This window comes from Streptomyces sp. NPDC050528 (assembly GCF_044457795.1).
Classification (GTDB): domain Bacteria; phylum Actinomycetota; class Actinomycetes; order Streptomycetales; family Streptomycetaceae; genus Streptomyces.
Map to the genome: position 1 here is coordinate 1 of NZ_JBITHH010000011.1, position 26,186 is coordinate 26,186.

Consider the following 26,186-nt stretch of genomic DNA (forward strand, 5'->3'; position numbering starts at 1 on the left):
GTTGATAGGCCGGATCTGGAAGCCCAGTAATGGGTGGAGGTGACCGGTACTAATAGGCCGAGGGCTTGTCCTCAGTTGCTCGCGTCCACTGTGTTAGTTCTGAGACAACGAACAGTTGTCGGCTAGAGCTTGAACCACACAAAAGAAAAGTGTGCTTGTTCGCTCGAAACCATTAGGGTTTCGGTGGTCATAGCGTGAGGGAAACGCCCGGTTACATTTCGAACCCGGAAGCTAAGCCTTACAGCGCCGATGGTACTGCAGGGGGGACCCTGTGGGAGAGTAGGACGCCGCCGAACAATATTTGGAGGACCCCTGGTCCCAGCGTTCACGCTGGGACCAGGGGTCCTTTTGTTTTTCCAGAAACTTTCAGAAACACAGTCCGGAGCGCGCCGAGTACCTGGTTGCGCGAGAATGACTTGCGGTACCGAAGACAGGAGTCACCGATGTCCACCAACTCTCCCGAGGACCGACCCGAGCGCGAGGAGCGGCGACGGGACAGTGGTGACCGCGGCGACCGTGGCGGGTACCGCGGAGGTCCGAGCCGTAGCAACGACCGCGATCGTGGAAACGACCGCGGCGGCAGCAGTGATCGCGGTGGCTACGGCCGTCGCGACGACAACCGTGGCGGCGCCCCTCGCCGCGACGACCGTGGTGGCGCCGGCAGCGGGGGCGGTGGCGATCGCGGTGGTTACCGTGGTCGTGACGACCGTTCCGCCGGCCCGCGTCGGGATGACCGTCCCGCGGGTCCGCGCCGTGACGACAGGCCGGCCGGTCCCCGTCGCGACGACCGTGGCGGCGAGCGCGGAGGGCGTCCCGGTGGTTTCCGCCGGGACGACAACCGTGGTGAGCGGCCCGCGTTCCGCCGTGACGACCGCAGCGACAACCGTGGCGGCGAGCGGCGCGACGACAACCGTGGTGATCGCGGTGGCTTCCGGCGCGATGACAGCCGGGGCGAGCGTCCGCCGTTCCGACGGGACGACAACCGCGGTGGCGGTGGTGGTTTCCGGCGTGACGACAATCGTGGTGAGCGGCCTCCGTTCCGTCGTGATGACCGCGGCGACAACCGTGGCGAGCGTCCTGCCTTCCGGCGTGACGACGACCGCGGTGACCGTGGCAGTTACCCCCGCCGTGACGACCGGCGCGATGACCGCCGTAGCGACGACCGTGGCAGTGGCGATCGCGGTGGCTACCGTGGGCGTGACGACCGTTCCGCGGCTCCTCGTCGTGATGACCGTCCGTCCGGGCCGCGTCGCGATGATCGCGGTGGGGATCGTCCGGCCTTCCGGCGTGACGACAATCGTGGTGAGCGGCCTCCGTTCCGTCGTGACGACCGCGGCGACAACCGCAGCGACAACCGGGGTGGCGAGCGTCCGCCCTTCCGTCGTGATGACCGTAGGGACGACCGCCGTGACGGTGACCGTCCTGCCTTCCGTCGTGACGACAACCGTGGCGACCGTGGCAGCTACCCCCGTCGTGATGACCGTCCGTCCGGGCCGCGTCGTGATGACCGTGGTGGGGATCGTCCGGCCTTCCGTCGGGATGACAGCCGTGGTGAGCGGCCTCCGTTCCGTCGTGACGACCGCGGCGACAACCGGGGCGAGCGTCCTGCCTTCCGGCGTGACGACGACCGCGGTGACCGTGGCAGCTACCCCCGCCGCGACGACCGTTCCGCCGGCCCGCGCCGCGATGACCGGCCCGCCGGACCGCGTCGTGACGACCGTCCTTCCGGTCCCCGTCGTGACGACCGCGGTGGCGATCGTGGAGGGTTCCGTCGGGATGACAGCCGCGGTGAGCGGCCGGCGTTCCGGCGTGACGACCGCCGCGATGACCGGCGTGACGACCGTCGGGGCGACGACCGCCGTGGTGGCGGGAGCCGTTTCCGTGACGAGCGGGACCGCGACCGTGAGCCGATCAAGCGGCTGCCGATCCCCGAGGACGTCACCGGCGAGGAGATCGACAAGGACGTACGGCAGGAGCTGATGAGCCTGCCGAAGGGGCTCGCGGAGGACGTCTCGAAGAACCTGGTGATGGTCGCCCGGCTCATCGACGAGGACCCCGAGGGCGCCTACGCCTACTCCAAGATCGCCCTGCGGCTGGCGTCGCGCGTCGCCGCCGTGCGTGAGGCGGCCGGGTTCGCCGCGTACGCGAACCAGAAGTACAGCGAGGCGCTGGCCGAGTTCCGGGCCGCGCGGCGGATGACCGGCAGCGTGGACCTGTGGCCCGTGATGGCCGACTGCGAGCGTGGGCTCGGGCGGCCCGAGAAGGCGCTGGAGATGGCCGGCGCCGCCGAGGTGCACAAGCTCGACAAGGCCGGGCAGGTCGAGATGCGGCTCGTCGCGGCCGGTGCCCGGCGTGACATGGACCAGCTCGACGCGGCCATCGTCACCTTGCAGAGCCCGGAGTTGGCCTCGAACACTGTGCAGCCGTGGACCGCGCGCCTGCGGTACGCCTATGCCGACGCCCTGCTCGCCGCCGGGCGTGAGGGTGAGGCGCGGGAGTGGTTCGCCAAGGCCGTGGAGTCCGACAAGGACGGCAGCACGGACGCGTCGGACCGGCTCGCCGAGATGGACGGGGTCGAGTTCGTCGACGCGTTCGTCGAGGACGATGACGAGGTCGACAGCGACGCCGATCCCGCGATCGACGACGAGGCCGAGCCTCAGAACGACGTCTCCGTAGTCGACGAGTTGGACGACGAGGACGAAGACGACGACATCGAGGACGAGGACGACGACAAGGTCGAAGCCGCCGTCGAGACCAAGGAGGACGTCGCCAAGGATGACGTCCTTCTTAAAGAAGAAGACGACGAAGACGACGAGAACGACGACAAGAACTGACCTGCGTCAGTGACGTGACAAGGGCGGGACCCCAGCACCAGGGGTCCCGCCCTTTCGCGTTTCCGGCTTCCGGAGTCGATGGCCGCGTCTCAGACGTCCAGTGCCCGCAGCACCAGCCCCGACGCCGGTTTCGGGCCGAAGGACGTCGACTTGCGGGGCATCGTGACGCCCTGGCGGGCCAGGTCGCGGACGACCTCCTCGCGGACGGGGTGCATCAACACGGCCGTGCCGCCGTCGCGTTCGGCCTTGCGGACGGTGGCGGCGGTGTCGTGGATGTAGGCGATACGGGCCGGGTCGTCCTCAGGGATGAGCCAGACGTGGTCCAGGAGGGTGGCGTGCAGGACCGTCGCGTCCAGGGTGCGCCAGGCAGCGGGGCGGTCGGCCGGGATCGTACAGGCCAGGAGGTCCGGGTCCGGGCGGTCGACCAGGTGGAAGGCACCGTCGCCGGCGAGGAGGAACGCGTTGCCCTCGCAGGCCGCGTCGGCGAGGACGTCCAGGGCTTCCGCGAGGGGCATCTCCAGGTGCCGTACGCGGAACAGGCCGTCCAGGGCGGCGAGCGCGTCGGCGACCGGGACGCCGTGCAGGAGGCGGTGGATCGCGCGGACGCGGAGCGGGTAGCGGGCCGTGTCGACGAGGAGGACCAGGCCGTAGTCCCAGGGGCTGGGGGAGGGATGCTCCGCGCGTAGACGTCGATAGGTCGCCCAGCGGTGGTGGCCGTCGGCGATCAGGGCCTGGTGGTGGGACAGGTCCTGCTGGATGCGGGCCAGGTCGGCGGGGTCGGTGACCGACCACAGGCGGTGGCTGTAGCCGTCCTCCGTAGTCGTCGACAGGAGTGCGGGGTCCTCGGCGATGCGCTCGACCACCGTCGTCGTGTCGGACGGCGTGCCGTTGCCCCGGTACGTCAGGAGCAGGGGTTCGAAGTTCGCCGAGGTGGCGCGCATGAGGGCCGCGCGGTCGGCGACCACGTGCGGCATGACGTCCTCGTGCGGCAGGACCACGCCCTCCGAGGGATCCGACAGACGCAGGGCGCCGATGACACCGCGTTGCAACAGGCCGTTGCCGTCGTGCTGTTCGTAGACGTACAGGCCGGGCTCGGGGTCCGTGGTGAGGACCCCCTCGGAGAGCCAGCGGTGCAGGGTGTCGGCGGCCTGTTCGTTGCGGGCGCCGGCGGTGGTGGCCTGCGGGAGGATCAGGCGGACGATGTTGTGCGGGTCGGAGTCCTGGAGATGGTGCAGGCCGTCGGGGCGTACGACCACGTCGTACGGTGGGGACGTCACGGCGGCCAGGCTGCCGACCAGGTCGGGGTCGTAGCGAAGGCCTCGGAACGGGGTGAGTTCCAGGCCTCGGCGCTCCGTTGCTTCCGAGTGACCTGCGGTGTTCATCCCGGCATCGTACGTGTGTCAGTGGCATGCGGGATGATCGGGTGAAAGCGATCGAACGAGGAGCGATGTGGAATGAGCCAGAGCGTCAGGACGAGCCCCGACGGCAGTGCCCGGGCCCTGAGCGAGGCGTACGACACGGCGCTGCTCGACCTCGACGGGGTGGTGTACGCGGGGGGCAACGCGATCGCCCACGCGGTCGACTCGCTCGCCACCGCCCGCGCGGGCGGGATGCGGCTCGCGTACGTCACGAACAACGCGCTGCGGACGCCTGACGCGGTGGCCGACCACCTCACCGAGCTGGGCATACCGACCGGCGCCGACGACGTCATCACCTCCGCGCAAGCCGTCGCCCGGCTGATCAGCGAGCAGGTGCCGGCGGGCTCCCGCGTGCTGGTCATCGGCGGCGAGGGGCTGCGGGTCGCGCTGCGCGAGCGAGGCCTTGAGCCCGTCGACTCGGCGGACGACGAGCCGGTGGCCGTCGTGCAGGGCTACGGCGGCCCCGACCTGGCCTGGGGGCGGTTCGCGGAGGCCTGTTACGCCATCGCGCGCGGGGTGCCGTGGTTCGCGTCCAACACCGACCTGACGATCCCGAGCGCGCGCGGCATCGCCCCGGGCAACGGCGCGGCGGTCGAGGTCGTACGGATCGCGACCGGGGCCGAGCCGCAGGTGGCGGGGAAGCCGTTGCCGCCCATGCACAAGGAGACGATCCTGCGGACGGGCGCCGAGCGGCCGTTGGTGGTGGGGGACCGGCTGGACACGGACATCGAGGGGGCGTTCAACGGGGAGGTCGATTCGCTGCTCGTGCTCACCGGTGTGACCGACGGCGCGCAGCTCCTCGCCGCGCCGCCGCAGCACAGGCCGACCTACGTCGACGCCGATCTGCGGGGCATGCTCACCGGGCAGCCCGAGGTCACCGGGGCGGGAGACGGCTTCCGGTGCGGCGGTTGGACGGCGACGGCGGGCCGTGACCGGCTGGAACTCGACGGTGAGGGCGAGCCGTTGGACGGGCTTCGGGCGCTTTGCGCGGCGGCCTGGACGGCGGCGGGGGACGGCTCCTGCACGCTGGACGGGGAGAAGGCGCTGGCGCGGCTGGGGTTGTGACATGAGGGGGCGGCATCAAGGGCGCTGATCGGCGGTGAGGCGGGACGCGGCCTTCGGCTCGAATGCGAGGGTAGGCTAACCTAACCTCGTGTTGGTCGACAGTCCCCCAGAACAGCGCGCGGAGACCGCCCCCGCGCCCCCAACCCGCCGGGCGATACGTGTCCTTGGGCTCTTCGCCTCCGTGGCGCTCCTGGTCCTCGTGGCCCTGGCGAGCATCGCGATCGGCGCGAAATCGCTGCCGTTGGGGGATGTGTGGCACGGCCTGTTCCATGACACGGGGACGTACGCGGACATCGTGGTCGACGACCGGATCTCCCGTACCGTCCTCGGGCTGCTCGCCGGTGCCGCGCTCGGTCTGTCCGGCGCGGTCCTCCAGGCGCTGACCCGCAATCCGCTCGCGGACCCCGGCCTGCTCGGCATCAACGCCGGCGCCTCGGCCGCGGTCGTCACCGCGATCACGTACTTCGGTGTCACCAGCCTGAACGGCTACGTCTGGTTCGCCTTCGCGGGCGCGGCCGTGGTCGGCGCGCTGGTCTGGTTCCTCGGCGGCAGCCGGGGCGCCACCCCCGTGCGCCTCGCCCTCGCCGGCACCGCGATCAGCGCCGCGCTCTACGGCTATCTCCAGGCCGTCATGATCATGGACGACGCGGCGCTCTCCAGGATGCGCTTCTGGACGGTCGGTTCACTGGCCTCGGCCACCGGCTCGACCATCACGCAGGTCGCGCCGTTTCTCGCGGTCGGCACCGTCGTCTCCCTGCTGCTCGCCCGGCCGCTGAACGCGGTCGCGATGGGCGACGACACCGCCCGCGCCCTCGGCGCCAACCTCAACCGCACCCGCGCGCTCGCCATGCTCTCCGCGACCGTGCTGTGCGGAGCGGCGACCGCCGCCTGCGGCCCGATCGTCTTCGTCGGCCTGATGGTCCCGCACGTGGTGCGCTCCTTCACCGGCCCCGACCTGCGCTGGATCCTTCCGTACGCCACGATCCTGTCGCCCGTGCTGCTGCTCGGTGCGGACGTCCTGGGCCGGTTGATCGCGCGGCCCGCGGAGCTCCAGGTGGGCATCGTCACCGCGGTCATCGGCGGGCCGGTCTTCATCTATCTCGTGCGGCGCCGAAGGACGACTCAGCTGTGAATCCCTCTTCTACGACCGCTTCTACGACCGCGCAGGACAGCCCAGTTGAGAAGGCCGCCCCGACTCGGGCGCTCCGTACGCGGGCCGTCCGGACCGGCGGCCTCTCCCTCCGCCTTGATCTCCGCGCCTTCACGGTCGTCGTCCTTCTCCTGCTCTGCGCGCTCGCCGCGAGTGTCGTGCTGATCGGTACCGGGGACTTCCCGATCCCGGCCGGTGACGTCCTCAAGACGCTGTTCGGCGGCGGGAACGCGGGACAGGAGTTCATCGTCAACGAGCTGCGGCTGCCGCGCGTCCTTGTCGGCCTCCTCGTCGGTGCCTCGCTCGGGCTCGGCGGGGCGCTGTTCCAGTCCATCTCCCGTAATCCGCTGGGCAGTCCGGACGTGCTCGGCCTCTCGCAAGGGTCGACGGCCGGGGCGCTCGTCATGATCGTGCTGTTCTCCGGCAGCGCGACCGCCGTCACCCTCGGGGCGCTCGTCGGCGGTCTGGTGACCGGGCTCGCGATCTATCTGCTGGCCTGGAAGCAGGGGGTGCACGGATACCGGCTCGTCCTCGTCGGCATCGGCGTCTCCGCCGTCGTCACCGCCGTCAACGGCTATCTGCTCACCAAGGCCGACCTCGTCGACGCGGCCCGCGCGGTCGTCTGGATGACCGGTTCCCTCAACGGCCGTGACTGGACCCAGGTTTGGCCGTTGCTCGCGCTGTGCGCCGTCCTGGTGCCGCTCGTCCTCGCCAACGGGCGCGGGCTGAGGATGATGGAGATGGGCGACGACGTGTCGTACGCCCTGGGCGTGCGCGTCGAGCGCGTACGGCTGCTGCTGATGGTGGCCGCCGTGCTGCTCACCGCGGCCGCGACCGCCGCAGCCGGACCCGTCGGCTTCGTCGCCCTCACGGCACCGCAGCTCGCCCGGCGCCTGACCCGCTCGCCCGGTCCGAACCTCGTGCCCTCGCTGTGCATGGGCGCCACCCTGCTGGTCACCGCCGACTGGGCCTCCCAACGGGCGTTCGGCGCCGACCAGTTGCCGGTGGGCGTGGTCACCGGAGTCCTCGGCGGGGTCTACCTGCTGTGGCTCCTGGTCACGGAGCGGAAGGCGGGGCGGATATGAGCGCCGCTACGAGCAACGCGACCGACCTCGCTACGCACATCCCAGTGAGCACGTCCAGCACCTCTACGAACGCCTCGGCGAGCGAGAACCACCGAAGGAGCACCGTGAACCGTCTGTCCGCCGAGAACGTCACCCTCGCCTACGACCAGCGCGTCATCGCACGCGAGTTGTCCGTGGAGATACCCGACAACTCCTTCACGGTGATCGTCGGCCCGAACGCGTGCGGCAAGTCCACGCTGCTGCGCGCCCTGTCCCGGATGCTCAAGCCGAACGAGGGCCGGGTGCTGCTCGACGGGCAGGTCATCCAGTCGATGCCGGCGAAGAAGGTCGCGCGGACGCTCGGTCTGCTCCCGCAGTCGTCCATCGCGCCCGACGGCATCACCGTCGGCGACCTCGTGGGCCGCGGCCGGTACCCGCACCAGGGCATCCTGCGCCAGTGGTCGCAGGAGGACGAGCGGGTCGTACAGGAGTCGATGGCGCAGACCGGGGTCGCCGAGCTCGCCGATCGCTATGTCGACGAATTGTCCGGCGGGCAGCGGCAGCGCGTGTGGATCGCGATGGCGCTGGCCCAGCAGACGCCCCTGTTGCTGCTCGACGAGCCGACCACCTACCTGGACATCCAGCACCAGATCGACGTCCTGGACCTGTGCGCCGAGCTGCACGAGGAGCAGGGCCGCACGCTGGTCGCGGTGCTGCACGACCTCAACCACGCCGCCCGGTATGCCACCCACCTCATCGCGCTGAAGGAGGGCGCGGTCATCGCCGAGGGCGCCCCGGGCGACATCGTCACGGCCGAACTGGTCGAGGAGGTCTTCGGGCTGCGCTGCCAGGTCATCGACGACCCGGAGACGGGGACACCGCTGGTGGTGCCGGCGGCGCGGAAGGCACGCGCGCGTGCCGAGCACCAGAAGGTGGCCGCTACAGAAGCTTCCTGAGGCGGAACAGGTCGAACACGTTGGCCTCCAGCTTCACCCGGCCCGAGCCCCAGGCCTTCGCGAAGTTCAGCCCGCCGTTGACCATGGCGACCAGGTCGTCACCGGCCATGGTCAGCCTGATCTGGGCCTTCTCCGGGGGAAGGCCCTCCACGGTCTCGTCCACCACGATCCGGCCGCCGGTCAGCCGCCCGACGAAGGTGACGTCGAGATCGGTGATCCGGCAGCTGACCGAACGGTCCATGGCCGCGGCGGCGCGGACATTCCCATCGGCCTTCTGCATGTTGTCCGAGAGCTTCTCGAGTGCGGCGCGGCACTCTTCGATCGTTGCCATCGTGATCGACGGTACCCCAGGCCTTCGGGGTAGCGTCTGGGCATGAGCGACTCATTGCCCGAGGCCGAGGTCGGGGCCGTAGCAGAGGGTGTTCCGGCGGGTGTTCCGGAAGCCGTCGTGGAGGCTGTCGTGGAGGCGGAGCCCGCGTACGATCCGGCCGCTCCCGCGCCCCTGGACGTGGACCGTGCCCCGAGCGGCAACGCCGACGTCGACGCCCAGCTCGGGCGGCTTGCCGACACCGACCACCTCGCCACGGACGGACATGTCGAGGTGTACGAGGATGTACACCGGGGGCTGCGCGACGCGCTCACCGCGCTCGATGCCCGCCCGGGACCTCCGGTGCCCCCAAGGCCGTACGACAACAGGAGCTGAACCGAACGTGGCAGGAGTGGCACGCCGACGTCTCGACGCCGAGCTGGTCCGACGGAAGCTCGCGCGCTCGCGGGAGCACGCGAGCCAGTTGATCGCCGCCGGCCGGGTCACCGTGGGCAAGACGGTCGCGACCAAGCCCGCCACCCAGGTGGAGACCGCGGCCGCCATCGTCGTCGTAGCGGACGACGACGATCCCGACTACGTGTCGCGCGGTGGCCACAAGCTCGCGGGCGCGCTGGAGGTCTTCGTACCGCAGGGGCTCGTCGTCGAGGGACGACGGGCCCTGGACGCCGGCGCGTCCACCGGAGGCTTCACCGATGTGCTGCTCCGCGCGGGTGCCACGCAGGTCGTGGCGGTCGACGTCGGGTACGGACAACTCGCGTGGTCTCTTCAGAGCGATGAACGCGTCACCGTCAAGGACCGTACGAACGTACGCGAGTTGACGCTTGAAGCGATCGATGGGGAGCCTGTGGATCTAGTCGTGGGGGATCTGTCCTTCATCCCGCTCGGGCTGGTGCTGCCCGCCCTGGCGCGGTGCACGAAGCCGGACGCGGACCTGGTGATGATGGTCAAGCCGCAGTTCGAGGTGGGGAAGGAACGGTTGGGGAGCGGCGGTGTCGTACGCAGCCCGGAACTCCGGGCCGAGGCCGTGCGCGGAGTCGCCCGGCGGGCGGCCGAGTTGGGGCTCGGGGTGCGGGGGGTCACCGCCAGCCCGCTGCCCGGGCCCTCCGGGAATGTCGAGTACTTTCTGTGGCTGCGGGCCGGCGCACCCGAACTGGACCCGGCCGATGTTGACCGTGCAGTGGCGGAGGGGCCGCGTTGACACAGAACCGAGCTCGTACTGTTTTCCTGCTCGCGCACACGGGTCGCCCTGCGGCCATCCGGAGCGCGGAGCTGGTCGTCAAGGGGCTGCTCCAGTCCGGCATCGGGGTGCGCGTCCTGGAGTACGAGGCACGCGACCTGCCGCTCCCGGACGAGGTGGAGACGGTCACCGAGGCGACCCCGCAGTGCCTTGAGGGGTGCGAGTTGCTCATCGTCCTCGGGGGTGACGGCACGCTGCTCCGGGGTGCGGAGTTCGCGCGGGCGTCCGGGGTGCCGATGCTCGGCGTCAACCTCGGGAGCGTGGGGTTCCTCGCGGAGGCGGAGCGGGACGATCTCGACAAGGTCGTGGACCGGGTGGTCACGCGGGCGTACGAGGTCGAGGAGCGGATGACCGTCGATGTCGTCGTGCACAAGAACGGCAACATCGTGCATACGGACTGGGCGCTGAACGAGGCGGCGGTGCAGAAGGCCGGCGCCGAGAAGCTGCTTGAGGTCGTCCTTGAGATTGACGGGCGCCCGGTGACTGGGTTCGGGTGTGACGGGATCGTTTGTGCGACTCCTACGGGGTCTACGGCGTATGCGTTCTCGGCTGGTGGGCCTGTGGTGTGGCCCGAGGTTGAGGCGTTGCTGATGGTGCCTATCAGTGCGCATGCGTTGTTCGCGAAGCCGTTGGTTACTTCGCCGGATTCTGTGCTGGCCGTTGAGGTGTTGCCGCACATCCCTCCGGGGGTTTTGTGGTGTGACGGGCGGCGGACTGTTGAGTTGCCTGCCGGGGCTCGGGTTGAGGTGCGTCGGGGCGCTGTGCCTGTGCGGCTGGCTCGGCTGCATCATGCGTCGTTTACCGATCGGCTTGTTGCTAAGTTCGCTCTGCCTGTTTCGGGGTGGCGTGGGGCTCCTCATTAGAGTGCGGGCCGGTGGGGGCTTGTCGCGCAGTTCCCCGCGCCCCTAAAAGCAGGGGGTCCACTCCCCTGGGTGACAGGGTGCCTCGCGCTTCTCCCGCCCTACCTCGTAAGGTCTTCACCGTGCTGGAAGAGATGCGGATACGGTCGCTCGGAGTCATCGACGATGCTGTCGTCGAACTGTCGCCGGGGTTCACCGCTGTCACGGGTGAGACCGGTGCGGGTAAGACCATGGTCGTCACCAGTCTTGGGTTGTTGCTGGGTGGGCGGGCTGACCCGGCGTTGGTGCGGATCGGGGCGAAGAACGCGGTCGTGGAGGGGCGGATCTCCGTGCCTCCGGCCTCCTCGGCCGTCCTGCGCGCCGAGGAGGCGGGCGCGGAGCTAGAGGACGGGACGCTGCTCATCAGCCGTACCGTTTCCGCCGAAGGGCGGTCCCGGGCGCATCTGGGCGGGCGTTCCGTCCCGGTGGGGGTGCTCGCCGAGTTGGCCGACGAGCTGGTCGCCGTGCACGGGCAGACCGATCAGCAGGGGCTGCTGAAGCAGTCCCGGCAGCGGCAGGCCCTCGACCGGTACGCCGGGGACGCCGTCACCGGGCCGCTCACCAAGTACGCGGAGGCTTATCGGCGGCTGCGTGCCGTCGCCGTCGAACTGGACGAGATCACCACGCGCGCGCGTGAACGGGCCCAGGAAGCCGACATGTTGCGCTACGGCCTCGACGAGATCGCCGGCGTCGAGCCGCGCGCCGGGGAGGATGTCGAACTCGCCGCCGAGGCCGAACGGCTCGGTCACGCCGAGGCGTTGGCGTCCGCCGCCACGGCCGCTCATGCCGCGCTCGCCGGTAATCCCGAGGACCCCGAGGGCATCGACGCGGCGACCCTCGTCGCGGGCGCGCAGCGGGCCCTGGAGGCCGTACGGTCGCACGACTCCGAACTGGCCTCGCTCACCGACCGGATCGGTGAGATCGGCATCCTTCTGGGCGATGTGGCGGGGGAGTTGGCGGGCTACGCCGACGACCTGGACGCCGATCCGCTGCGACTGGCCGCCGTCGAGGAACGCCGGGCCGCCCTCAACGCGCTCACCCGGAAGTACGGCGAGGACATCACCGCCGTGCTCGCGTACGCCGAGCGGGGTGCCTCGCGGCTGACCGAACTCGACGGCGACGACGAACGCATCGACGAGTTGACCGCCGAGCGGGACGCGCTACGGGGTGAACTGGGCGGCCTGGCCCAGGCGTTGACCGACGCGCGCACGGAGGCCGCCGAGCGGTTCGCCGCGGCGGTGACCGCGGAGTTGGCTTCCCTCGCGATGCCGCACGCGCGTGTGTCGTTCGAGATCCGGCAGACCGAGGATCCGGAGGGCGTCGAGGTCGGGGGCCGTACGGTCGCCTACGGCCCGTCGGGCGTCGACGAGGTCGAACTGCTCCTCGCCCCGCACCCGGGCGCTCCGCCGCGTCCCATCGCCAAGGGCGCGTCCGGCGGTGAGTTGTCGCGCGTGATGCTCGCCGTGGAGGTCGTGTTCGCGGGGACCGACCCCGTGCCGACGTACCTCTTCGACGAGGTCGACGCCGGCGTCGGCGGCAAGGCGGCGGTCGAGATCGGGCGACGGCTCGCGAAGCTCGCGAAGACCGCCCAGGTCGTCGTCGTGACCCACCTGCCTCAGGTGGCGGCCTTCGCCGATCGCCAGTTGCTGGTCGAGAAGACCAACGACGGGTCCGTCACCCGCTCCGGCGTGAAGGTCCTCGAAGGGGAGGACCGGGTACGGGAGTTGTCCCGGATGCTGGCCGGCCAGGAGGACTCGGAGACGGCTCGGGCGCATGCGGAGGAGTTGCTGGCGACGGCGCGGGCGGACGGTTAGCGGGGGTCGGGCGGACGGTTGGCGGGCGTTCGGCGAATGGCCGGCGCCGGCCACGCACGGCTGGTGCGAGCCTCGCGTACGGCCGGCGGGCCTCCGCGCGCGGTGGCCGGATGATCGTGCGCACGCCTCGCACACCCCCCACCCCTCACTCGTACGGGTGATCCCCGCCCCCCTGTTGCCCTTCCACACAGCCCCCACACCCTTCGGCGTTGCCGGAACACCCGTACGTGCTGGCATCCTTGAGACGGAACGCGTAGGAAGCGTGCGGTACACCCCCTCCGCCCGATCCTTCTGTACTTTCTTCGTGACCGCCCGTCGCCGAACCAGGAGCCCCGGCCACGTGACCCCCGTGAGCAGCCACTCACCGCACGGCCAGTCGCCGCTGCGCACCGTGCAGGTGCTCGGCGGAGGCAATGCCGCCAGTAGCGCGCATGTGCGCTCCCTGGCCTCCGGGCTCGTCGCGCGGGGCGTGCGGGTCACGGTGTGCGCCCCCGTCGAGGCCGATCACACCTACGACTTCACGGGCGTCGGCGCCGAACACGTGCACGTGCCCCGCAGCAGTGACCCCGCCTCCGTGGCCGCCCTCCGGGCCGCCTGCGCCGACGCCGACCTGGTGCACGCGCACGGGCTGCACGCCTCCTTCCGCGCGGTCCTCGCCCTCAGCGGACGCCGCACCCCGCTCGTCGTCACGTGGCACAACCGCGCCCATGCCGAGGGAGCGCGGGCGCACCTGCTGCGGCTGCTGGAGCGGCGGGTCGTGAAGGCCGCAGTCGTGGTGCTGGGGACCACCTCCGATCTTGTCGACCGGGCCCGGCGAACCGGCGCCCGGGACGCCCGCCTCGCCGCCGTCGCGCTGCCCGGGCCGCGTCGAGCCGCCGTGGACCACGACGATCCCGACCGGCTCAGCCCCAAGCTCCGGGCCGAACTCGGCGCCACCGACCGCCCGTTGCTCGTCGCCGTCGGCTCCCTCGACCGGCAGCGGGGCTACGACACGCTCCTGGACGCCTCGCGCGGCTGGTGCCGTCTCGATCCGACGCCGTTGCTCGTGATCGCGGGGGAGGGGCCGCTGCGGGGTGAGTTGCAGCGGCGGATCGAGGACGAAGAGCTGCCGGTGCGGCTCATCGGGCGGCGCGACGACGTGGGCGAACTGCTCGCCGCCGCCGATGTCGCACTCCTGCCCAGCAGTTGGGAGTCCCGCTCGGTGATCGCCCAGGAAGCCCTGCACGCCCGCGTACCGCTCGTCGCGACCGCCGTCGGAGGCGTCCCCGAACTCGTCGGCGACGCCGCCGAACTCGTCCCCTACGGCGACGCGAAGGCCCTCGCCGACGCCGTCACCGGACTGCTGCGCGACCCCGAACGCCGGGAACTGCTCCGGGAGAAGGGCGCCCGACAGGCGGCCACTTGGCCCACCGAGGACGAGACCGTCGCCCAAGTGCTGAGCGTCTACGACGAGTTGACCCAGCCGCTGCCGTTCACCTGAGAGCGGCTCCTCAGGGGACGAGCCTGCGTGCCCGTAGCGCCAGGCTCAACGCCAGTACCGTCTGCGGGTCTTCGAGGTCCGTGCCGAGCAACTCACCGATCCTGGCAAGCCTGTTGTAGAGCGTCTGCCGGTTGAGGTGCAGCTCGCGGGCCGTCTCCGCCTTCCGGCCCGCGTGGGCCAAGTACGTTTCCAGGGTGGGGAGTAGGGGCGGCTTGGAGCGGTTGTCGTGGTCGCGGAGCGGGCCGATCGCCCGGTCCACGAAGGCCGCCAGGTCGGGATGGTCGCGCAGTCGCCACAACAGCAGCTCGATGTCCAGGCGCCGTGCGTCGTACCAAGGCTGGTCGGTCAGGCCCTGGGCCGCCGTCGCCGTCTCGGCCGCGTGGCGCAGGCCCGCCGATGCCGCCGCCCAGCCGCCGGCCACCCCGACGACCACGATCGGCGGCTGCGCGCCCGGGCGTTGCATCCCGGCGCGCTCAACGCCCGCCCGCAGCGCGGCCGCCACCCGGTCCGCGACCGCCGAGCGCTCCGACTCCGAGCGCAGGCCGAGGAGGAGGGGGACGCGGCCCTCGACCGGTCGTACGCCCAGCAGGACCGGGACGCCCACCGAGGCCAGTTCCTCGGCGACCGCGCGGGCCAGGACCGCCCAGCCGCCGCCCGGTGCGGCCAGCGCGTCGCCCAGGCGCATCACCACGGGCAGCAGCGGGCTGGTGCCGGGCTTGAAGCCCAGGACCCGGGCCTGCGCCGGGGCGTCCTCCGCGGCGATGCGGCCCTCGGCGAGGTCGGTGAGGAAGTCGCCGCGTCCGCGTGCCGCCAACTCCTCCTCCTGGCGGGCCTGCATCAGGACCACGGCGAGGATGTCGGCGGCCCGTTCGGCGGCGATGCGGTGCACGGGGGCCAGGGGAGCGCGGACCGGGAGGAGGACGATCCGCGCCCGCACCGACCCCGTACCGGGACCACCGCCCGGCACGTCCACCACCACCGAACCGGCAAGTGGCGAGGCGTCCTTGTGCTGGCCACGCAGGCCCTCCCACACCTGGAGCGGGTCGGCGCCCTCGGGGCCTGACCCTGCCGCGTAAAGGAGTTGGCCGTCCGGGGTCTCCAGGAAGACCGGGTTGCCGCTGAAGTCGGCCAGGATGCCCAGGACTTGGGGGATTCCGCCGCCGCCGAGCAGGGCCTCCGTGCAGCGGCGGTGGACCTCCTCGGCCTGCTGGAGCAGCGTGTAGTGGCCGTTGACGATCTCGGTGTGGATCTCCTCGGTGACCGCGACGAACGGCACCTCGCGGTGCAGCTGGACGAGGGGGAGGCCGGTCGCCCTGGCCGTCTCGACGAGCGTGGCGGGGAGGCGGGTGAAGCGGGGGCCCAGTTCGACGACCAGGGCCGCGATGCCGCGTTCGGCGAGCGTGCGGACGAAGGCGCGTTGTTCCGCCGGGCGTGTGCCCAGGCCGTAGCCCGTGGTCAGGAGGAGTTCGCCGCCCTTGAGGAGGGAGGCGATGTTCGGGACCTCGCCCGCGTGGACCCAGCGCACGGTCCGCTGAAGGCGGTCGGCGCCCGCCAGGATCTCCGGCAGCCCGCTGCGCAGCCCGGGCAGCTCCAGCGCCCGCTGAACGGTGATGCCGGCGCCCTGGCTGTCGAATGTGCTGTCCGTGCGGCTGTCCATGCAGCGGACGGTACCTGCGCGGATGCCCTCAGCACACCTCGAGGCTAGGCAGGCGCGATGTTGTGGTTGAAGCGGAAGACGTTGTCGGGGTCGTACTCCCGCTTCACCGCCGCGAGCCGTCGGGTGTTCTCGGCGCCCAGGCCCGCCGTCACGCGGTCGGTGCCCTCGTCGCCGATGAAGTTGAGGTAGGCCGCGCCCGTGCTCCAGGGCCGGACCCGGGCCTGGACGTCCCTGACCCATGCGACGCAGCGCTCGTCGTCGGCCGGGTCCTCCCACATGCCGAAGGGGTGCACGGCCCAGGGCGCGGTCCGGAACGGCTGCGGGTACTCGGTCGGCCCGGACGCGATGGCGCCGCCCTGCGGGAACAGCACGTGCTGGGTGCCCGTGGGGACCGGCATGCTCTCGCCGAGGGCGCAGAAGACGTCCGTGAACTCGTCGGGCGCGCCCGTCAGATACTCGGCCGACCAGTAGTTCCGCATACCTGGGGGATCGTCGAACATCGTCTGGAACATGGCGTAGGGCAGCGCGGTGACGATCTCTATCTCGTGCGGCAGGGCCAGCAGTGGCTGGGCGAGTTTGCGCATGTCCTCCTCGGCGCCGGCGTAGGTGATCAGCGCGCCGCACAGCCGCTTGCCGACCAGGTGCTCGGGGACGAACTCCTCGGGCGGGGCGGTCAGATAGATGACTCCGCCGCTCGCCTCATTCGGGCCGGTCTCGATGATCTCGCGGTAGGTGCGGACGACGTCGGGTCCGTGCTCGGGCTCGTACATCACCATGGCGACGGAGAACTCGGGGAGCTCGTGCAGTCGCAGGGTGAGCGCGGTGGCGATGCCGAAGTTTCCGCCGCCGCCGTGCAGCGCCCAGAACAGCTCGGGGTTCTCCTCGGCGCTCGCGTGGACCACGGTCGCGTCGGCGGTCACCAGGTCGACGGCGAGCAGGTTGTCGACGGCGAGACCGAAGGCGCGGTCCAGCCAGCCGGTGCCGCCGCCGAGGACGAAGCCGCCGACGCCGGTTGTGGAGACCCGGCCGCCGGTGGTGGCGAGGCCGTGTTCCTGGGTCGCGCCGTCCAGTTCGCTCATGGTGGCGCCGCCGGCGATCCGTACCGCCCGGGCCGCGGGATGGACCGTGACCTCGCGCATATGGCGCAGGTCCACGACGAGCGCCCCGTCGCCCAGCGCCATGCCGGCGACGCTGTGTCCGCCGCCGCGCACCGCGATCGGCAGATCCAGTTCGCGCCCGAAGCGCACGGCCCGTACGACATCGGCCTCGTCCACGCACTGGGCGATCACGGCCGGTCGCCGGTCGATCATCGCGTTGAAGACGACACGGGCGTCGTCGTAACCCTGATCCCCCGGGGCGAACACGTCGCCGACCAGATCCTCGCGCAACGCGGTGAGAGCCGCGCTCGCCGTCGAGAGGGAAGCCATGGCCGCCCCCCTTTCAGAAAAGGGGCTTTTGTCGGCTTCCAGCCTGGCGGGTGACGTGCGGCGGTCGCGCCGGGCCGCCGCACGTCACCAAGCCGTAAGGCCCTGCCGCTGAGGCCTGTCAGCTCTTCGCGGTGTCGTCGCCGGCCTGCCCGGCGGCCTCGGCCGCGGCTGCCCTCTCGCGCATCTTGCGCACGAGCTCCGCCTTCTGGTCGGCCGCACCCTGGCGGTCGAGGTTGCGGTGCGGGCCGTGGTTCTGCCGTTCGGCGCGGGACAGCTTCTTGCGTTGGCCGCCGCCCGTGCCCACGGGGTTGTTGATGTTCTTGCTCACGGTCACGGTTCTCCCGGTAGTGATGTCAGGTGGTCCACGGGTGCATCACCCCGGCACCGGTGTCAGCCGCCGTAGGCCCCCGAAGCCGTCAGGCGCAGGGCCGTGTCGATCAGGGGGACGTGGCTGAAGGCCTGCGGGAAGTTGCCGACCTGGCGTTGCAGGCGCGGGTCCCACTCCTCGGCGAGGAGGCCCAGGTCGTTGCGGAGGGAGAGGAGCTTCTCGAAGAGCTTGCGGGCCTCGTCGACCCGGCCGATCATCGCGAGGTCGTCCGCCATCCAGAACGAGCACGCGAGGAACGCGCCCTCGTCGCCGGGGAGGCCGTCGACGCCCTCGTCCGTGCCCGAGGTCGGGTAGCGCAGGATGAAGCCGTCCGGGGTGGACAGCTCGCGCTGGATCGCCTCGATCGTGCCGATCACGCGCTTGTCGTCCGGGGGCAGGAAGCCCATCTGCGGGATCAGGAGCAGCGAGGCGTCCAGCTCCTTCGAGCCGTACGACTGTGTGAAGGTGTTGCGCTCCTTGTCGTAGCCGCGCTCGCACACGTCCCGGTGGATGTCGTCGCGCAGTTCGCGCCACTTCTCCAGCGGGCCGTCCGCGTCGCCCGACTCGATCAGCTTGATCGTGCGGTCGACCGCGACCCAGGCCATCACCTTCGAGTGCACGAAGTGGCGGCGCGGGCCGCGCACCTCCCAGATGCCCTCGTCGGGCTCGTCCCAGTGCTTCTCCAGGTAGCGGATCAGCTTCAGCTGGAGCAGGGAGGCGTAGTCGTTGCGGGCCAGGCCCGTCATGTGGGCCAGGTGCAGGGCCTCGGTGACCTCGCCGTAGACGTCGAGCTGGAGCTGGTGCGCGGCGCCGTTGCCGACCCGGACCGGGCCGGAGTTCTCGTAGCCCGGCAGCCAGTCCAGCTCCGCCTCGCCGAGTTCGCGCTCGCCGGCGATGCCGTACATGATCTGCAGGTTCTCCGGGTCGCCGGCGACCGCCCGCAGGAGCCACTCGCGCCAGGCGCGGGCCTCCTCGCGGTAGCCGGTGCGCAGGAGCGAGGAGAGGGTGATGGCCGCGTCGCGGAGCCAGGTGTAGCGGTAGTCCCAGTTGCGGACGCCGCCGATCTCCTCCGGGAGGGAGGTGGTCGGCGCGGCGACGATGCCACCCGTGGGGGCGTACGTGAGGGCCTTGAGCGTGATCAGGGAGCGGACCACCGCCTCGCGGTACGGGCCGTGGTACGTGCACTGGTCGACCCAGTCGCGCCAGAAGTCCTCCGTGGCCTCCAGCGACTGCTCCGGCTCGGGGAGCGGCGGCGGCTGCTTGTGCGAGGGCTCCCACGAGATGGTGAACGCGATGCGGTCACCCGGCGCGACGGTGAAGTCGGCGTACGTCGTGAGCTGCTTGCCGTAGGTCTCCGCCGATGTGTCGAACCACACGGAGTCGGGGCCCGCGACGGCGACCGTGCGGCCCTCGTGCTTGTGCACCCAGGGGACGACCCGGCCGTAGGAGAAACGCATGCGGAGGGCCGAGCGCATCGGGACGCGGCCCGAGATGCCCTCCACGATGCGGATCAGCTGGGGGGCGCCGTCGCGAGGGGGCATGAAATCGGTCACGCGGACCGTGCCTCGCGGGGTGTCCCACTCCGACTCCAGGATCAGCGAGTCACCGCGGTAGCCGCGCCGGGCCGCGGTGGGCGGCGGCGCGTCGGCGGCGTGGGCCGGGCCCAGCCGCCAGAAGCCGTGTTCCTCGGTGCCCAACAGACCGGCGAAGATGGCATGGGAATCGAATCGGGGCAGGCACAGCCAGTCCACCGTGCCGTCCCGGCAGACCAGGGCAGCGGTCTGCATGTCTCCGATGAGTGCGTAATCTTCGATGCGCCCGGCCACGTGCAACTCCAGTCGAACGGCCACGTCGCCCCACGAAAAAGGGGCGGTCGCTGTGTGCGGTCAAGGGATCGTTTGTAGTGCGTCGTTGAGCCATGAAGCAAATGGGGGTCGTTGCCCAACGGACTGACGAGCTCTCGTTGTTCCGGGATATACGGGCGGGGGTGGTGCCGTGTTCCGGACCGGCTCGGCAGCGAGTGTCCGAGCAGGATACGACGCACGTAGATGATCTGTGTGCCGCTCTCGCCAACGGACCTGGGCCGAACGGGTGAGCACCCGGTGAGAAGCAGGTAACCGGGGCGCGTCTGTGTCGACGGGAGGCGTGTTCATGTCGATGCAGGTCGCGTCCGTGTCGGGGCGGGCGCGGAGCGTGGCCGGAAGCCATCTCCTCCGGGCGCTGATACCCTGGTAGCCCGTGGACCGGTGGGCAAGAAACCCCCGAACCGCAGCGACGGCGCCTCCAGAAAAACCCGGGATCTCCGGGCGGGCAGCCGCACCGCACCCCAGACCGCGACCACGGGAGCCCCCTCTTGGCCATGCCGCCCGCTGCTTTCCGAAACAGCAACACCACGACGACCAAGCACATCTTCGTCACCGGGGGTGTCGCCTCCTCACTCGGCAAGGGCCTCACCGCCTCCAGCCTCGGCATGCTCCTCAAGGCGCGGGGCCTGCGCGTCGTGATGCAGAAGCTCGACCCGTATCTGAACGTCGACCCCGGCACGATGAACCCCTTCCAGCACGGTGAGGTGTTCGTCACCAACGACGGCGCCGAGACCGACCTGGACATCGGCCACTACGAGCGGTTCCTCGACCGCGACCTGGACGGCAGCGCCAACGTCACCACCGGCCAGGTCTACTCGACGGTGATCGCCAAGGAGCGGCGCGGCGAGTACCTGGGCGACACCGTGCAGGTCATCCCGCACATCACCAACGAGATCAAGCACCGCATCCGGCGCATGGCGACCGACGAGGTCGACGTCGTCATCACCGAGGTCGGCGGCACGGTCGGCGACATCGAGTCGCTGCCCTTCCTGGAGACGGTCCGCCAGGTCCGTCACGAGGTCGGCCGTGACAACGTGTTCGTCGTCCACATTTCCCTCCTGCCGTACATCGGCCCGTCGGGAGAGCTGAAGACGAAGCCGACCCAGCACTCGGTTGCGGCCCTGCGGAACATCGGTATCCAGCCGGACGCGATCGTGCTGCGCTCGGACCGTGAGGTGCCGACCGCGATCAAGCGCAAGATCTCGCTGATGTGCGACGTCGACGAGGCCGCCGTGGTGGCCTGCCCCGACGCCCGCTCGATCTACGACATCCCCAAGACCGTGCACAGCGAGGGCCTGGACGCCTATGTCGTCCGCAAGCTGGACCTGCCGTTCCGTGATGTGGACTGGCGGACCTGGGACGACCTGCTCGACCGCGTCCACAACCCGCTGCACGAGATCAACCTCGCGCTGGTCGGCAAGTACATCGACCTGCCCGACGCCTACCTCTCGGTCACCGAGGCGCTGCGCGCCGGCGGGTTCGCCAACAAGGCCCGCGTGAAGATCAAGTGGGTCACCTCGGACGACTGCAAGACCCCGGCCGGCGCCGCCAAGCAGCTCGGTGACGTGGACGCGATCTGCATCCCCGGCGGCTTCGGCGACCGCGGTGTCTCCGGCAAGGTCGGCGCCATCCAGTACGCCCGTGAGCACAAGATCCCGCTGCTCGGCCTGTGCCTCGGCCTCCAGTGCATCGTGATCGAGGCCGCGCGCAACCTGGCCGGCATCGCGGACGCCAACTCCACCGAGTTCGACGCGGCCACCGGCCACCCGGTCATCTCCACCATGGCCGAGCAGCTCGACATCGTCGCGGGCGAGGGCGACATGGGCGGCACCATGCGCCTGGGCATGTACCCGGCCAAGCTCGCCGAGGGCTCCATCGTCCGCGAGGTCTACGACGGCAAGGAGTACGTCGAGGAGCGCCACCGCCACCGCTACGAGGTGAACAACGCCTACCGCGCCGAGCTGGAGAAGAAGGCCGGCCTTCAGTTCTCCGGCACGTCCCCGGACGGCAAGCTCGTGGAGTACGTGGAGTACCCGCGCGAGGCCCACCCTTACCTCGTCGCGACCCAGGCCCACCCCGAGCTGCGCTCCCGCCCGACCCGGCCGCACCCGCTCTTCGCGGGCCTGGTCAAGGCCGCCGTGGAACGCAAGACGGGCAAGTAGTACGAGGGTTGTACGGTGACCGGGGTGCGCGCCTTCAAGAGGTGTGCACCCCGGCCGTATGTGGACGTCCGGTTCGTGAAATTCCTGTACGTGTGTTTCGGGTACGTGTGGAGGGACAGCGCATGACGATCAAGGACACCCCGGAGGAGTGGGAGATCCGGGCGACCGTGACCCCCTTCGTCGGCAACAAGACCTCCGTGCGCACCGACGACGTGGTCATGCCCGGTGGCGCGGTCGTGCACCGCGACTACCAGGTCCACCCCGGCTCGGTGGCGATCCTCGCCCTGGACGAGCAGGACCGGGTCCTGGTCATCAAGCAGTACCGCCACCCCGTACGGCAGAAGCTGTGGGAGATCCCGGCCGGACTGCTCGACATCCCCGGCGAGAACCCGCTGCACGCCGCCCAGCGTGAGCTCTACGAGGAGGCGCACGTCAAGGCCGAGGACTGGCGGGTGCTGACCGACGTCTACACCACGCCCGGCGGCTGCGACGAGGCCGTCCGCGTCTTCCTGGCCCGCGATCTGTCCGAGGCCGAGGGACAGCGCTTCGAGGTCGAGGACGAGGAGGCCGACATGGAGCACGCGCGTGTGCCCGTCGACGAGCTGGTCCGCGGGGTCCTCGCCGGCGAGCTGCACAACAACTGCCTCGTCGTCGGTGTCCTCGCCCTGGTCGCCGCCCGGCACGGCGACGGCGTCGACGCGCTGCGCCCCGCCGAGGCGCCGTGGCCCGCGCGTCCCTTCGAGTCCTGAACCCACCCCCTTGTCATCGATCGCCGGTGTGACGATCGGCTGATCCGATCGAGGGACGTGCCCGCCGCGCTCCGCACGGTTCGTCGCAGAGCGTGAACTAGGCTCTGGAATCACCCGATCCGGAGTCCCGGCGGGCTTTGCGCGTGCAGTGGGACGGGAGTGTGGCCCGTGACGGATCAGGCGGTGGACACCGGCGGCGTGAGGCTGTCCGAGGACACTTCTCCCGAGGGCCAATTCCTGGGCCGCGCAAGAGAGTTGAAGGAGCTCCGCGCCGACATCGAGCGCGCGGGCCTGGACACCATCGCCGGCCGCAAGGCCCCCCGCGCCCGCGTCCTCCTCATCGCGGGCAGGCCCGGCTCCGGCCGTACCGCGCTGGCCGAGGAACTCGTCCGACAGGTCGCTGACCGTTACGACGCCGGTGTGTTCCGCGCCCGGCTGAGCGAGCCCGACGGCACCCCCGTCCCCACCGAGCGCACCGCCCGCGAACTCCTCACCGCCCTGGAGCTGCCGACCCCGGCCGGCGCCTCCGAGGACGACCTCTCGGACATCCTGCGCGAAGCCCTCACCGACCGCCGGGCGCTGCTCCTGCTCGACGACGCGGCCGACGCCGAGCAGGTCGACGCGCTGCTGCCGGACTCCCCGGACTGCCTGGTCGTCGCCGTCTCCACCGGCCCGCTCACCGGCATCGCCGACGTCCGCCCCTGCACCCTGGGCGGCCTCGACACCAAGTCCGCGCTGGAACTCCTCACCCGCTACACCGGCGCGGTCCGCATCACCGTCGACCCGGTCGCCGCCGAGGGCCTCGTCGAGGTGTGCCAGTCCCAGCCCGCCGCGCTGACCCTGGCCGGCGGCTGGCTCGCCGCGCGCCCGCAGGCCGCCGTAGCCGACCTCGCCAAGCACCTGCACGCCGAGAGCGACGAGGGCACGCCCCTCAGCCGCGTCTTCCGGCTCGTCTACGGCTCCCTGCCCAGCCCCGCCGCCCGGATACTGCGACTGCTCTCCCTCGCCCCGGCCGGCCTGGTCGACCCGCAGACCGCCTCCGCGCTCGCCGGCTGCTCCGTCAACGGCGCCCGCACCACCCTGGACGACTTCGCCACCGCCGGCCTGCTGCGGGCCCTGCACTCGCCGCTCCCGCAGTACGAGGTCCCCGGCTGCCTCCAGCCCCTCCTGCACGCCCTCGCCGAGACCCAGGACCGCCCGGCCGAACTCCAGCTGGCCCGCGCCCGCATGCTGGAGCGCACGGTACGGCTGCTGCAGTCCTGCCGCGCCATCACCGAGACTGACAGCCCCCAGGCCCGCGAGAAGCTCCTCGGCACGCCCCGCGCGCTGCGCTTCCCGACCCCCCGGGCCGCCGCCGACTGGCTGAGCGTCCGCCAGCCCGCCCTGCTCGCCTCCGCCCGCCTCGCGGTCGCCGACGGCGAACTCGACACGCTGGCCCGCCGGTTGATGTCCCAGCTGGTGCGGGCGATGGTCGCCCACTTCGGCACCCGGGCCGCCGCCCCCGAGCTCTACGGCATCCACCGCCTCGTCCTGGACGTGGCCGAGCGGCGGAACCTGCCCCGCGAGCAGGCCGCCGCGCTGCTCAACCTCGCCGATCTGGACGCGCAGACCGGCCGCACGACCGAGGCACTGGCCCGCTACCGGGCCGCGCTGGACGCCGGACGCGAGGCGAACGACCCGTATGCGACCGGCCGCGCGATGGAATCCGTAGGCGGCGCGCACCAGGAGCTCGGTGACTACGACCGGGCCGCCGACTGGTTCGGCCGCGCGCTCGCCCAGCGGCAGGCCCGGGACGAGCGCGTGGACGCCGCCCGGCTCTACGGCCGGATCGGCGCCGCGCACACCTACGCGGGCCGCTACGGCGAGGCGCTGCGGAACTGGCGGGCCGCTGTCGCCGGGCACCGCAAGAACGGCGATGTGGCCGCCCAGGCAAGGGCGTTGAGCGAGCTGGCGCGGGTCCAGGAGTACGCGGGCCGCCCCGAGGAATCGCTCGCGACCTGCCACGAGGCCGTCGAGTGGGCGCGCCGCGCCGAGGACGTACGACTGCAGGCGGCGCTCCAGCTGCGGCTGGCCGACACCCTCGACCGGCTCGGCGATCCGGCGTCCGCGGCGCTGCACCGGGGGACGGCCGAGCGGATGCTGGGCGAGGAGCTTCTGGAGGCCGATTCCGCCCCCGAAACCCCGGAATCCGCCTCCGAACCCCTGGAACAAGACGCTAACGCCTGCGAAATCCGTAGTACATCCGCAGAAGATTGATGCATTGAAAGGCTAGACACGGAGAACACCTTCATTAGACTGGCTCTGCCGCACCTTCTCCTGCGGTCTCCCGGTGCGCTCATGCATGTCCGGGTATGAGATGTATTGCCCCACACCCTCTGAGCCAAGGACCGTGATCGACGTGAAGGTCGGCATCCCCCGCGAGGTCAAGAACAACGAGTTCCGGGTGGCCATCACCCCCGCCGGCGTGCACGAGCTGGTGCGCCACGGCCACCAGGTCTTCATCGAGCAGAACGCCGGCGTCGGCTCCTCGATCACGGACGACGAGTACGTCTCCGCAGGTGCGCAGATCCTGGCCACCGCCGACGAGGTCTGGGCCACCACCGACCTGCTGCTCAAGGTCAAGGAGCCCATCGCCGAGGAGTACCACCGCCTCCGCAAGGACCAGACGCTCTTCACCTACCTGCACCTCGCCGCCTCCAAGGAGTGCACCGACGCGCTCGTCGAGTCCGGCACCACGGCGATCGCCTACGAGACCGTCGAACTCCCGGGCCGCGCCCTGCCGTTGCTCGCCCCGATGTCCGAGGTCGCGGGCCGGCTGGCCCCGCAGGTCGGCGCCTACCACCTGATGCGCTCGGTCGGCGGCCGCGGTGTCCTGCCCGGCGGTGTGCCCGGCACCCAGCCCGCGCGCGCCGTCGTCATCGGCGGCGGGGTCTCCGGCTGGAACGCCACGCAGATCGCCGTCGGCATGGGCTTCCACGTCACGCTGCTCGACCGCGACATCAACAAGCTCCGCGAGGCCGACAAGGTCTTCGGCACCAAGGTCCGGGCGATCATGTCCAACTCCTTCGAGCTGGAGAAGGCCGTCCTGGACGCCGATCTCGTCATCGGCGCGGTGCTCATCCCGGGTGCGAAGGCACCGAAGTTGGTCACCAACGAACTCGTGTCGCGGATGAAGCCCGGAAGTGTTCTTGTCGACATCGCGATCGACCAGGGCGGCTGCTTCGAGGACTCGCGTCCGACGACCCACGCCGAGCCGACCTTCCCGGTCCACAACTCGGTCTTCTACTGTGTCGCCAACATGCCCGGCGCGGTGCCCAACACGTCGACCTACGCGCTCACCAACGCGACGCTCCCGTACATCGTGGAGCTCGCGAACCGCGGCTGGGTCGAGGCGCTGCGACGTGATCCTGCTCTCGCCAAGGGCCTCAACACCCATGACGGCAAGGTGATTTACCGCGAGGTCGCCGAGGCGCACGGACTGGAGCACGTCGAGCTGGAAACGCTGCTCGGCTGACTCTGTCGACTAAGTCACCGTTCAGCAAAAGGCGATACGTCAACACAGGTCGTCAACTCGGCGCACCCGGCCGGACCTTGCTCGACAGGTCCGGCCGGAAGTGTGTGTATGGTCACTTTGCGGCACTCGGTCAACTCGCGCCGAACGTAACCCTTGAACCGATTCGTGCACCGGTGAAACCTGCCGTGCGACTGCCGTAC

General features: G+C 70.9%; 20 protein-coding genes, 2 rRNA genes and 1 pseudogene. 17 read left to right on the top strand and 6 right to left on the bottom strand.

Annotated features, from left to right (window positions below):
• The 4 genes and pseudogenes from ACIBK4_RS33415 to ACIBK4_RS33430 all read left to right on the top strand — a co-directional run.
• A 23S ribosomal RNA gene (locus tag ACIBK4_RS33415) occupies window positions 1-73 on the top strand; the annotation flags it as partial.
• A 106-nt stretch (window positions 74-179) separates the two neighbouring features.
• Window positions 180-296 (top strand): 5S ribosomal RNA (rrf, locus tag ACIBK4_RS33420).
• Between the two features lie 147 nt (window positions 297-443).
• Window positions 444-1,499: pseudogene (locus ACIBK4_RS33425) on the top strand (hypothetical protein); the annotation flags it as partial.
• A 480-nt stretch (window positions 1,500-1,979) separates the two neighbouring features.
• Window positions 1,980-2,834 (top strand): hypothetical protein, encoded by an 855-nt coding sequence (locus tag ACIBK4_RS33430; protein WP_399001471.1) that lies wholly within the window; start codon window positions 1,980-1,982, stop codon window positions 2,832-2,834.
• Window positions 2,835-2,923: 89 nt separating this feature from the next.
• On the opposite strand, the gene ACIBK4_RS33435 is transcribed toward ACIBK4_RS33430, so the two are convergent.
• Window positions 2,924-4,216, bottom strand: a complete 1,293-nt coding sequence (locus ACIBK4_RS33435) for a DUF1015 domain-containing protein (protein WP_399000811.1) — start codon at window positions 4,214-4,216, stop codon at window positions 2,924-2,926.
• A 72-nt stretch (window positions 4,217-4,288) separates the two neighbouring features.
• Here ACIBK4_RS33435 and ACIBK4_RS33440 point away from each other — a divergent pair, with 72 nt between their 5' ends.
• The 4 genes from ACIBK4_RS33440 (at window position 4,289) to ACIBK4_RS33455 (ending at window position 8,487) form a co-directional block, all read left to right on the top strand.
• Entirely contained in the window at window positions 4,289-5,317 is a 1,029-nt protein-coding gene (locus tag ACIBK4_RS33440; RefSeq protein ID WP_399000813.1) for an HAD hydrolase-like protein, read from the top strand.
• 88 nt (window positions 5,318-5,405) lie between these two features.
• Window positions 5,406-6,449: a FecCD family ABC transporter permease gene (locus tag ACIBK4_RS33445; RefSeq protein ID WP_399000815.1), complete on the top strand. Its 1,044-nt coding sequence runs from the start codon at window positions 5,406-5,408 to the stop codon at window positions 6,447-6,449.
• Window positions 6,446-7,552 carry a FecCD family ABC transporter permease gene (locus ACIBK4_RS33450; protein ID WP_399000817.1) on the top strand — a complete coding sequence of 369 codons (1,107 nt, stop codon included), beginning with the start codon at window positions 6,446-6,448 and terminating at the stop codon, window positions 7,550-7,552. The genes ACIBK4_RS33445 and ACIBK4_RS33450 overlap by 4 nt, the downstream gene beginning before the upstream one ends.
• Window positions 7,513-8,487 carry an ABC transporter ATP-binding protein gene (locus tag ACIBK4_RS33455; protein WP_399000819.1) on the top strand — a complete coding sequence of 325 codons (975 nt, stop codon included), beginning with the start codon at window positions 7,513-7,515 and terminating at the stop codon, window positions 8,485-8,487. Before ACIBK4_RS33450 ends, ACIBK4_RS33455 begins: the two co-directional genes overlap by 40 nt.
• On the opposite strand, the gene ACIBK4_RS33460 is transcribed toward ACIBK4_RS33455, so the two are convergent.
• Window positions 8,471-8,818: an SCP2 sterol-binding domain-containing protein gene (locus tag ACIBK4_RS33460; protein WP_262058278.1), complete on the bottom strand. Its 348-nt coding sequence runs from the start codon at window positions 8,816-8,818 to the stop codon at window positions 8,471-8,473. The genes ACIBK4_RS33455 and ACIBK4_RS33460 overlap by 17 nt on opposite strands.
• Before the next feature lie 42 nt (window positions 8,819-8,860).
• On the opposite strand from ACIBK4_RS33460, the gene ACIBK4_RS33465 reads away from it, so the two are divergent.
• The 5 genes from ACIBK4_RS33465 (at window position 8,861) to ACIBK4_RS33485 (ending at window position 14,245) form a co-directional block, all read left to right on the top strand.
• Window positions 8,861-9,190, top strand: coding sequence for a hypothetical protein (locus ACIBK4_RS33465; protein ID WP_399000822.1), 330 nt, complete (start codon window positions 8,861-8,863; stop codon window positions 9,188-9,190).
• Between the two features lie 7 nt (window positions 9,191-9,197).
• Window positions 9,198-10,013: a TlyA family RNA methyltransferase gene (locus ACIBK4_RS33470; RefSeq protein WP_399000824.1), complete on the top strand. Its 816-nt coding sequence runs from the start codon at window positions 9,198-9,200 to the stop codon at window positions 10,011-10,013.
• Window positions 10,010-10,915, top strand: a complete 906-nt coding sequence (locus tag ACIBK4_RS33475; RefSeq protein WP_026179466.1) for an NAD kinase — start codon at window positions 10,010-10,012, stop codon at window positions 10,913-10,915. The genes ACIBK4_RS33470 and ACIBK4_RS33475 overlap by 4 nt, the downstream gene beginning before the upstream one ends.
• A 131-nt stretch (window positions 10,916-11,046) precedes the next feature.
• Entirely contained in the window at window positions 11,047-12,765 is a 1,719-nt protein-coding gene (gene recN, locus ACIBK4_RS33480; RefSeq protein WP_399001473.1) for a DNA repair protein RecN, read from the top strand.
• Window positions 12,766-13,105: 340 nt separating this feature from the next.
• Window positions 13,106-14,245, top strand: a complete 1,140-nt coding sequence (locus tag ACIBK4_RS33485; RefSeq protein WP_399000826.1) for a glycosyltransferase family 4 protein — start codon at window positions 13,106-13,108, stop codon at window positions 14,243-14,245.
• A 10-nt stretch (window positions 14,246-14,255) separates the two neighbouring features.
• On the opposite strand, the gene ACIBK4_RS33490 is transcribed toward ACIBK4_RS33485, so the two are convergent.
• The 4 genes from ACIBK4_RS33490 to ACIBK4_RS33505 form a co-directional block, all read right to left on the bottom strand.
• Window positions 14,256-15,902, bottom strand: coding sequence for a PucR family transcriptional regulator (locus ACIBK4_RS33490; RefSeq protein ID WP_399000828.1), 1,647 nt, complete (start codon window positions 15,900-15,902; stop codon window positions 14,256-14,258).
• 44 nt (window positions 15,903-15,946) lie between these two features.
• Window positions 15,947-17,329 carry an FAD-binding protein gene (locus tag ACIBK4_RS33495; protein ID WP_399000830.1) on the bottom strand — a complete coding sequence of 461 codons (1,383 nt, stop codon included), beginning with the start codon at window positions 17,327-17,329 and terminating at the stop codon, window positions 15,947-15,949.
• A 118-nt stretch (window positions 17,330-17,447) separates the two neighbouring features.
• Window positions 17,448-17,663 carry a DUF6243 family protein gene (locus ACIBK4_RS33500; RefSeq protein WP_399000832.1) on the bottom strand — a complete coding sequence of 72 codons (216 nt, stop codon included), beginning with the start codon at window positions 17,661-17,663 and terminating at the stop codon, window positions 17,448-17,450.
• 56 nt (window positions 17,664-17,719) lie between these two features.
• Entirely contained in the window at window positions 17,720-19,522 is a 1,803-nt protein-coding gene (locus tag ACIBK4_RS33505; protein ID WP_033286235.1) for a glycoside hydrolase family 15 protein, read from the bottom strand.
• A 533-nt stretch (window positions 19,523-20,055) separates the two neighbouring features.
• Here ACIBK4_RS33505 and ACIBK4_RS33510 point away from each other — a divergent pair.
• The 4 genes from ACIBK4_RS33510 (at window position 20,056) to ald (ending at window position 25,986) form a co-directional block, all read left to right on the top strand.
• Window positions 20,056-21,723 (top strand): CTP synthase, encoded by a 1,668-nt coding sequence (locus ACIBK4_RS33510; protein WP_399000834.1) that lies wholly within the window; start codon window positions 20,056-20,058, stop codon window positions 21,721-21,723.
• A 122-nt stretch (window positions 21,724-21,845) separates the two neighbouring features.
• A complete protein-coding gene (locus ACIBK4_RS33515; protein WP_399000837.1) occupies window positions 21,846-22,472 on the top strand; it encodes an NUDIX domain-containing protein in 627 nt (208 codons plus the stop codon).
• 168 nt (window positions 22,473-22,640) lie between these two features.
• Window positions 22,641-24,728, top strand: coding sequence for a tetratricopeptide repeat protein (locus tag ACIBK4_RS33520; RefSeq protein ID WP_399000839.1), 2,088 nt, complete (start codon window positions 22,641-22,643; stop codon window positions 24,726-24,728).
• A gap of 142 nt (window positions 24,729-24,870) precedes the next feature.
• The gene (gene ald, locus ACIBK4_RS33525) at window positions 24,871-25,986 is read left to right on the top strand and encodes an alanine dehydrogenase (RefSeq protein WP_399001475.1); all 1,116 of its coding nucleotides are present in this window, start codon (window positions 24,871-24,873) and stop codon (window positions 25,984-25,986) included.
• Window positions 25,987-26,186 lie beyond the last annotated feature (200 nt).

Bases quoted from the DNA above. Each gene is read 5' to 3' on its own strand.
- ACIBK4_RS33435 (WP_399000811.1), bottom strand. From the start codon at position 4,216: ATGAACACCGCAGGTCACTCGGAAGCAACGGAGCGCCGAGGCCTGGAA.
- ACIBK4_RS33515 (WP_399000837.1), top strand. From the start codon at position 21,846: ATGACGATCAAGGACACCCCGGAGGAGTGGGAGATCCGGGCGACCGTG.
- ACIBK4_RS33430 (WP_399001471.1), top strand. From the start codon at position 1,980: ATGAGCCTGCCGAAGGGGCTCGCGGAGGACGTCTCGAAGAACCTGGTG.
- ACIBK4_RS33460 (WP_262058278.1), bottom strand. From the start codon at position 8,818: ATGGCAACGATCGAAGAGTGCCGCGCCGCACTCGAGAAGCTCTCGGAC.
- ACIBK4_RS33495 (WP_399000830.1), bottom strand. From the start codon at position 17,329: ATGGCTTCCCTCTCGACGGCGAGCGCGGCTCTCACCGCGTTGCGCGAG.
- ACIBK4_RS33440 (WP_399000813.1), top strand. From the start codon at position 4,289: ATGAGCCAGAGCGTCAGGACGAGCCCCGACGGCAGTGCCCGGGCCCTG.
- recN (WP_399001473.1), top strand. From the start codon at position 11,047: ATGCGGATACGGTCGCTCGGAGTCATCGACGATGCTGTCGTCGAACTG.
- ACIBK4_RS33490 (WP_399000828.1), bottom strand. From the start codon at position 15,902: ATGGACAGCCGCACGGACAGCACATTCGACAGCCAGGGCGCCGGCATC.
- ACIBK4_RS33465 (WP_399000822.1), top strand. From the start codon at position 8,861: ATGAGCGACTCATTGCCCGAGGCCGAGGTCGGGGCCGTAGCAGAGGGT.
- ACIBK4_RS33510 (WP_399000834.1), top strand. From the start codon at position 20,056: ATGCCGCCCGCTGCTTTCCGAAACAGCAACACCACGACGACCAAGCAC.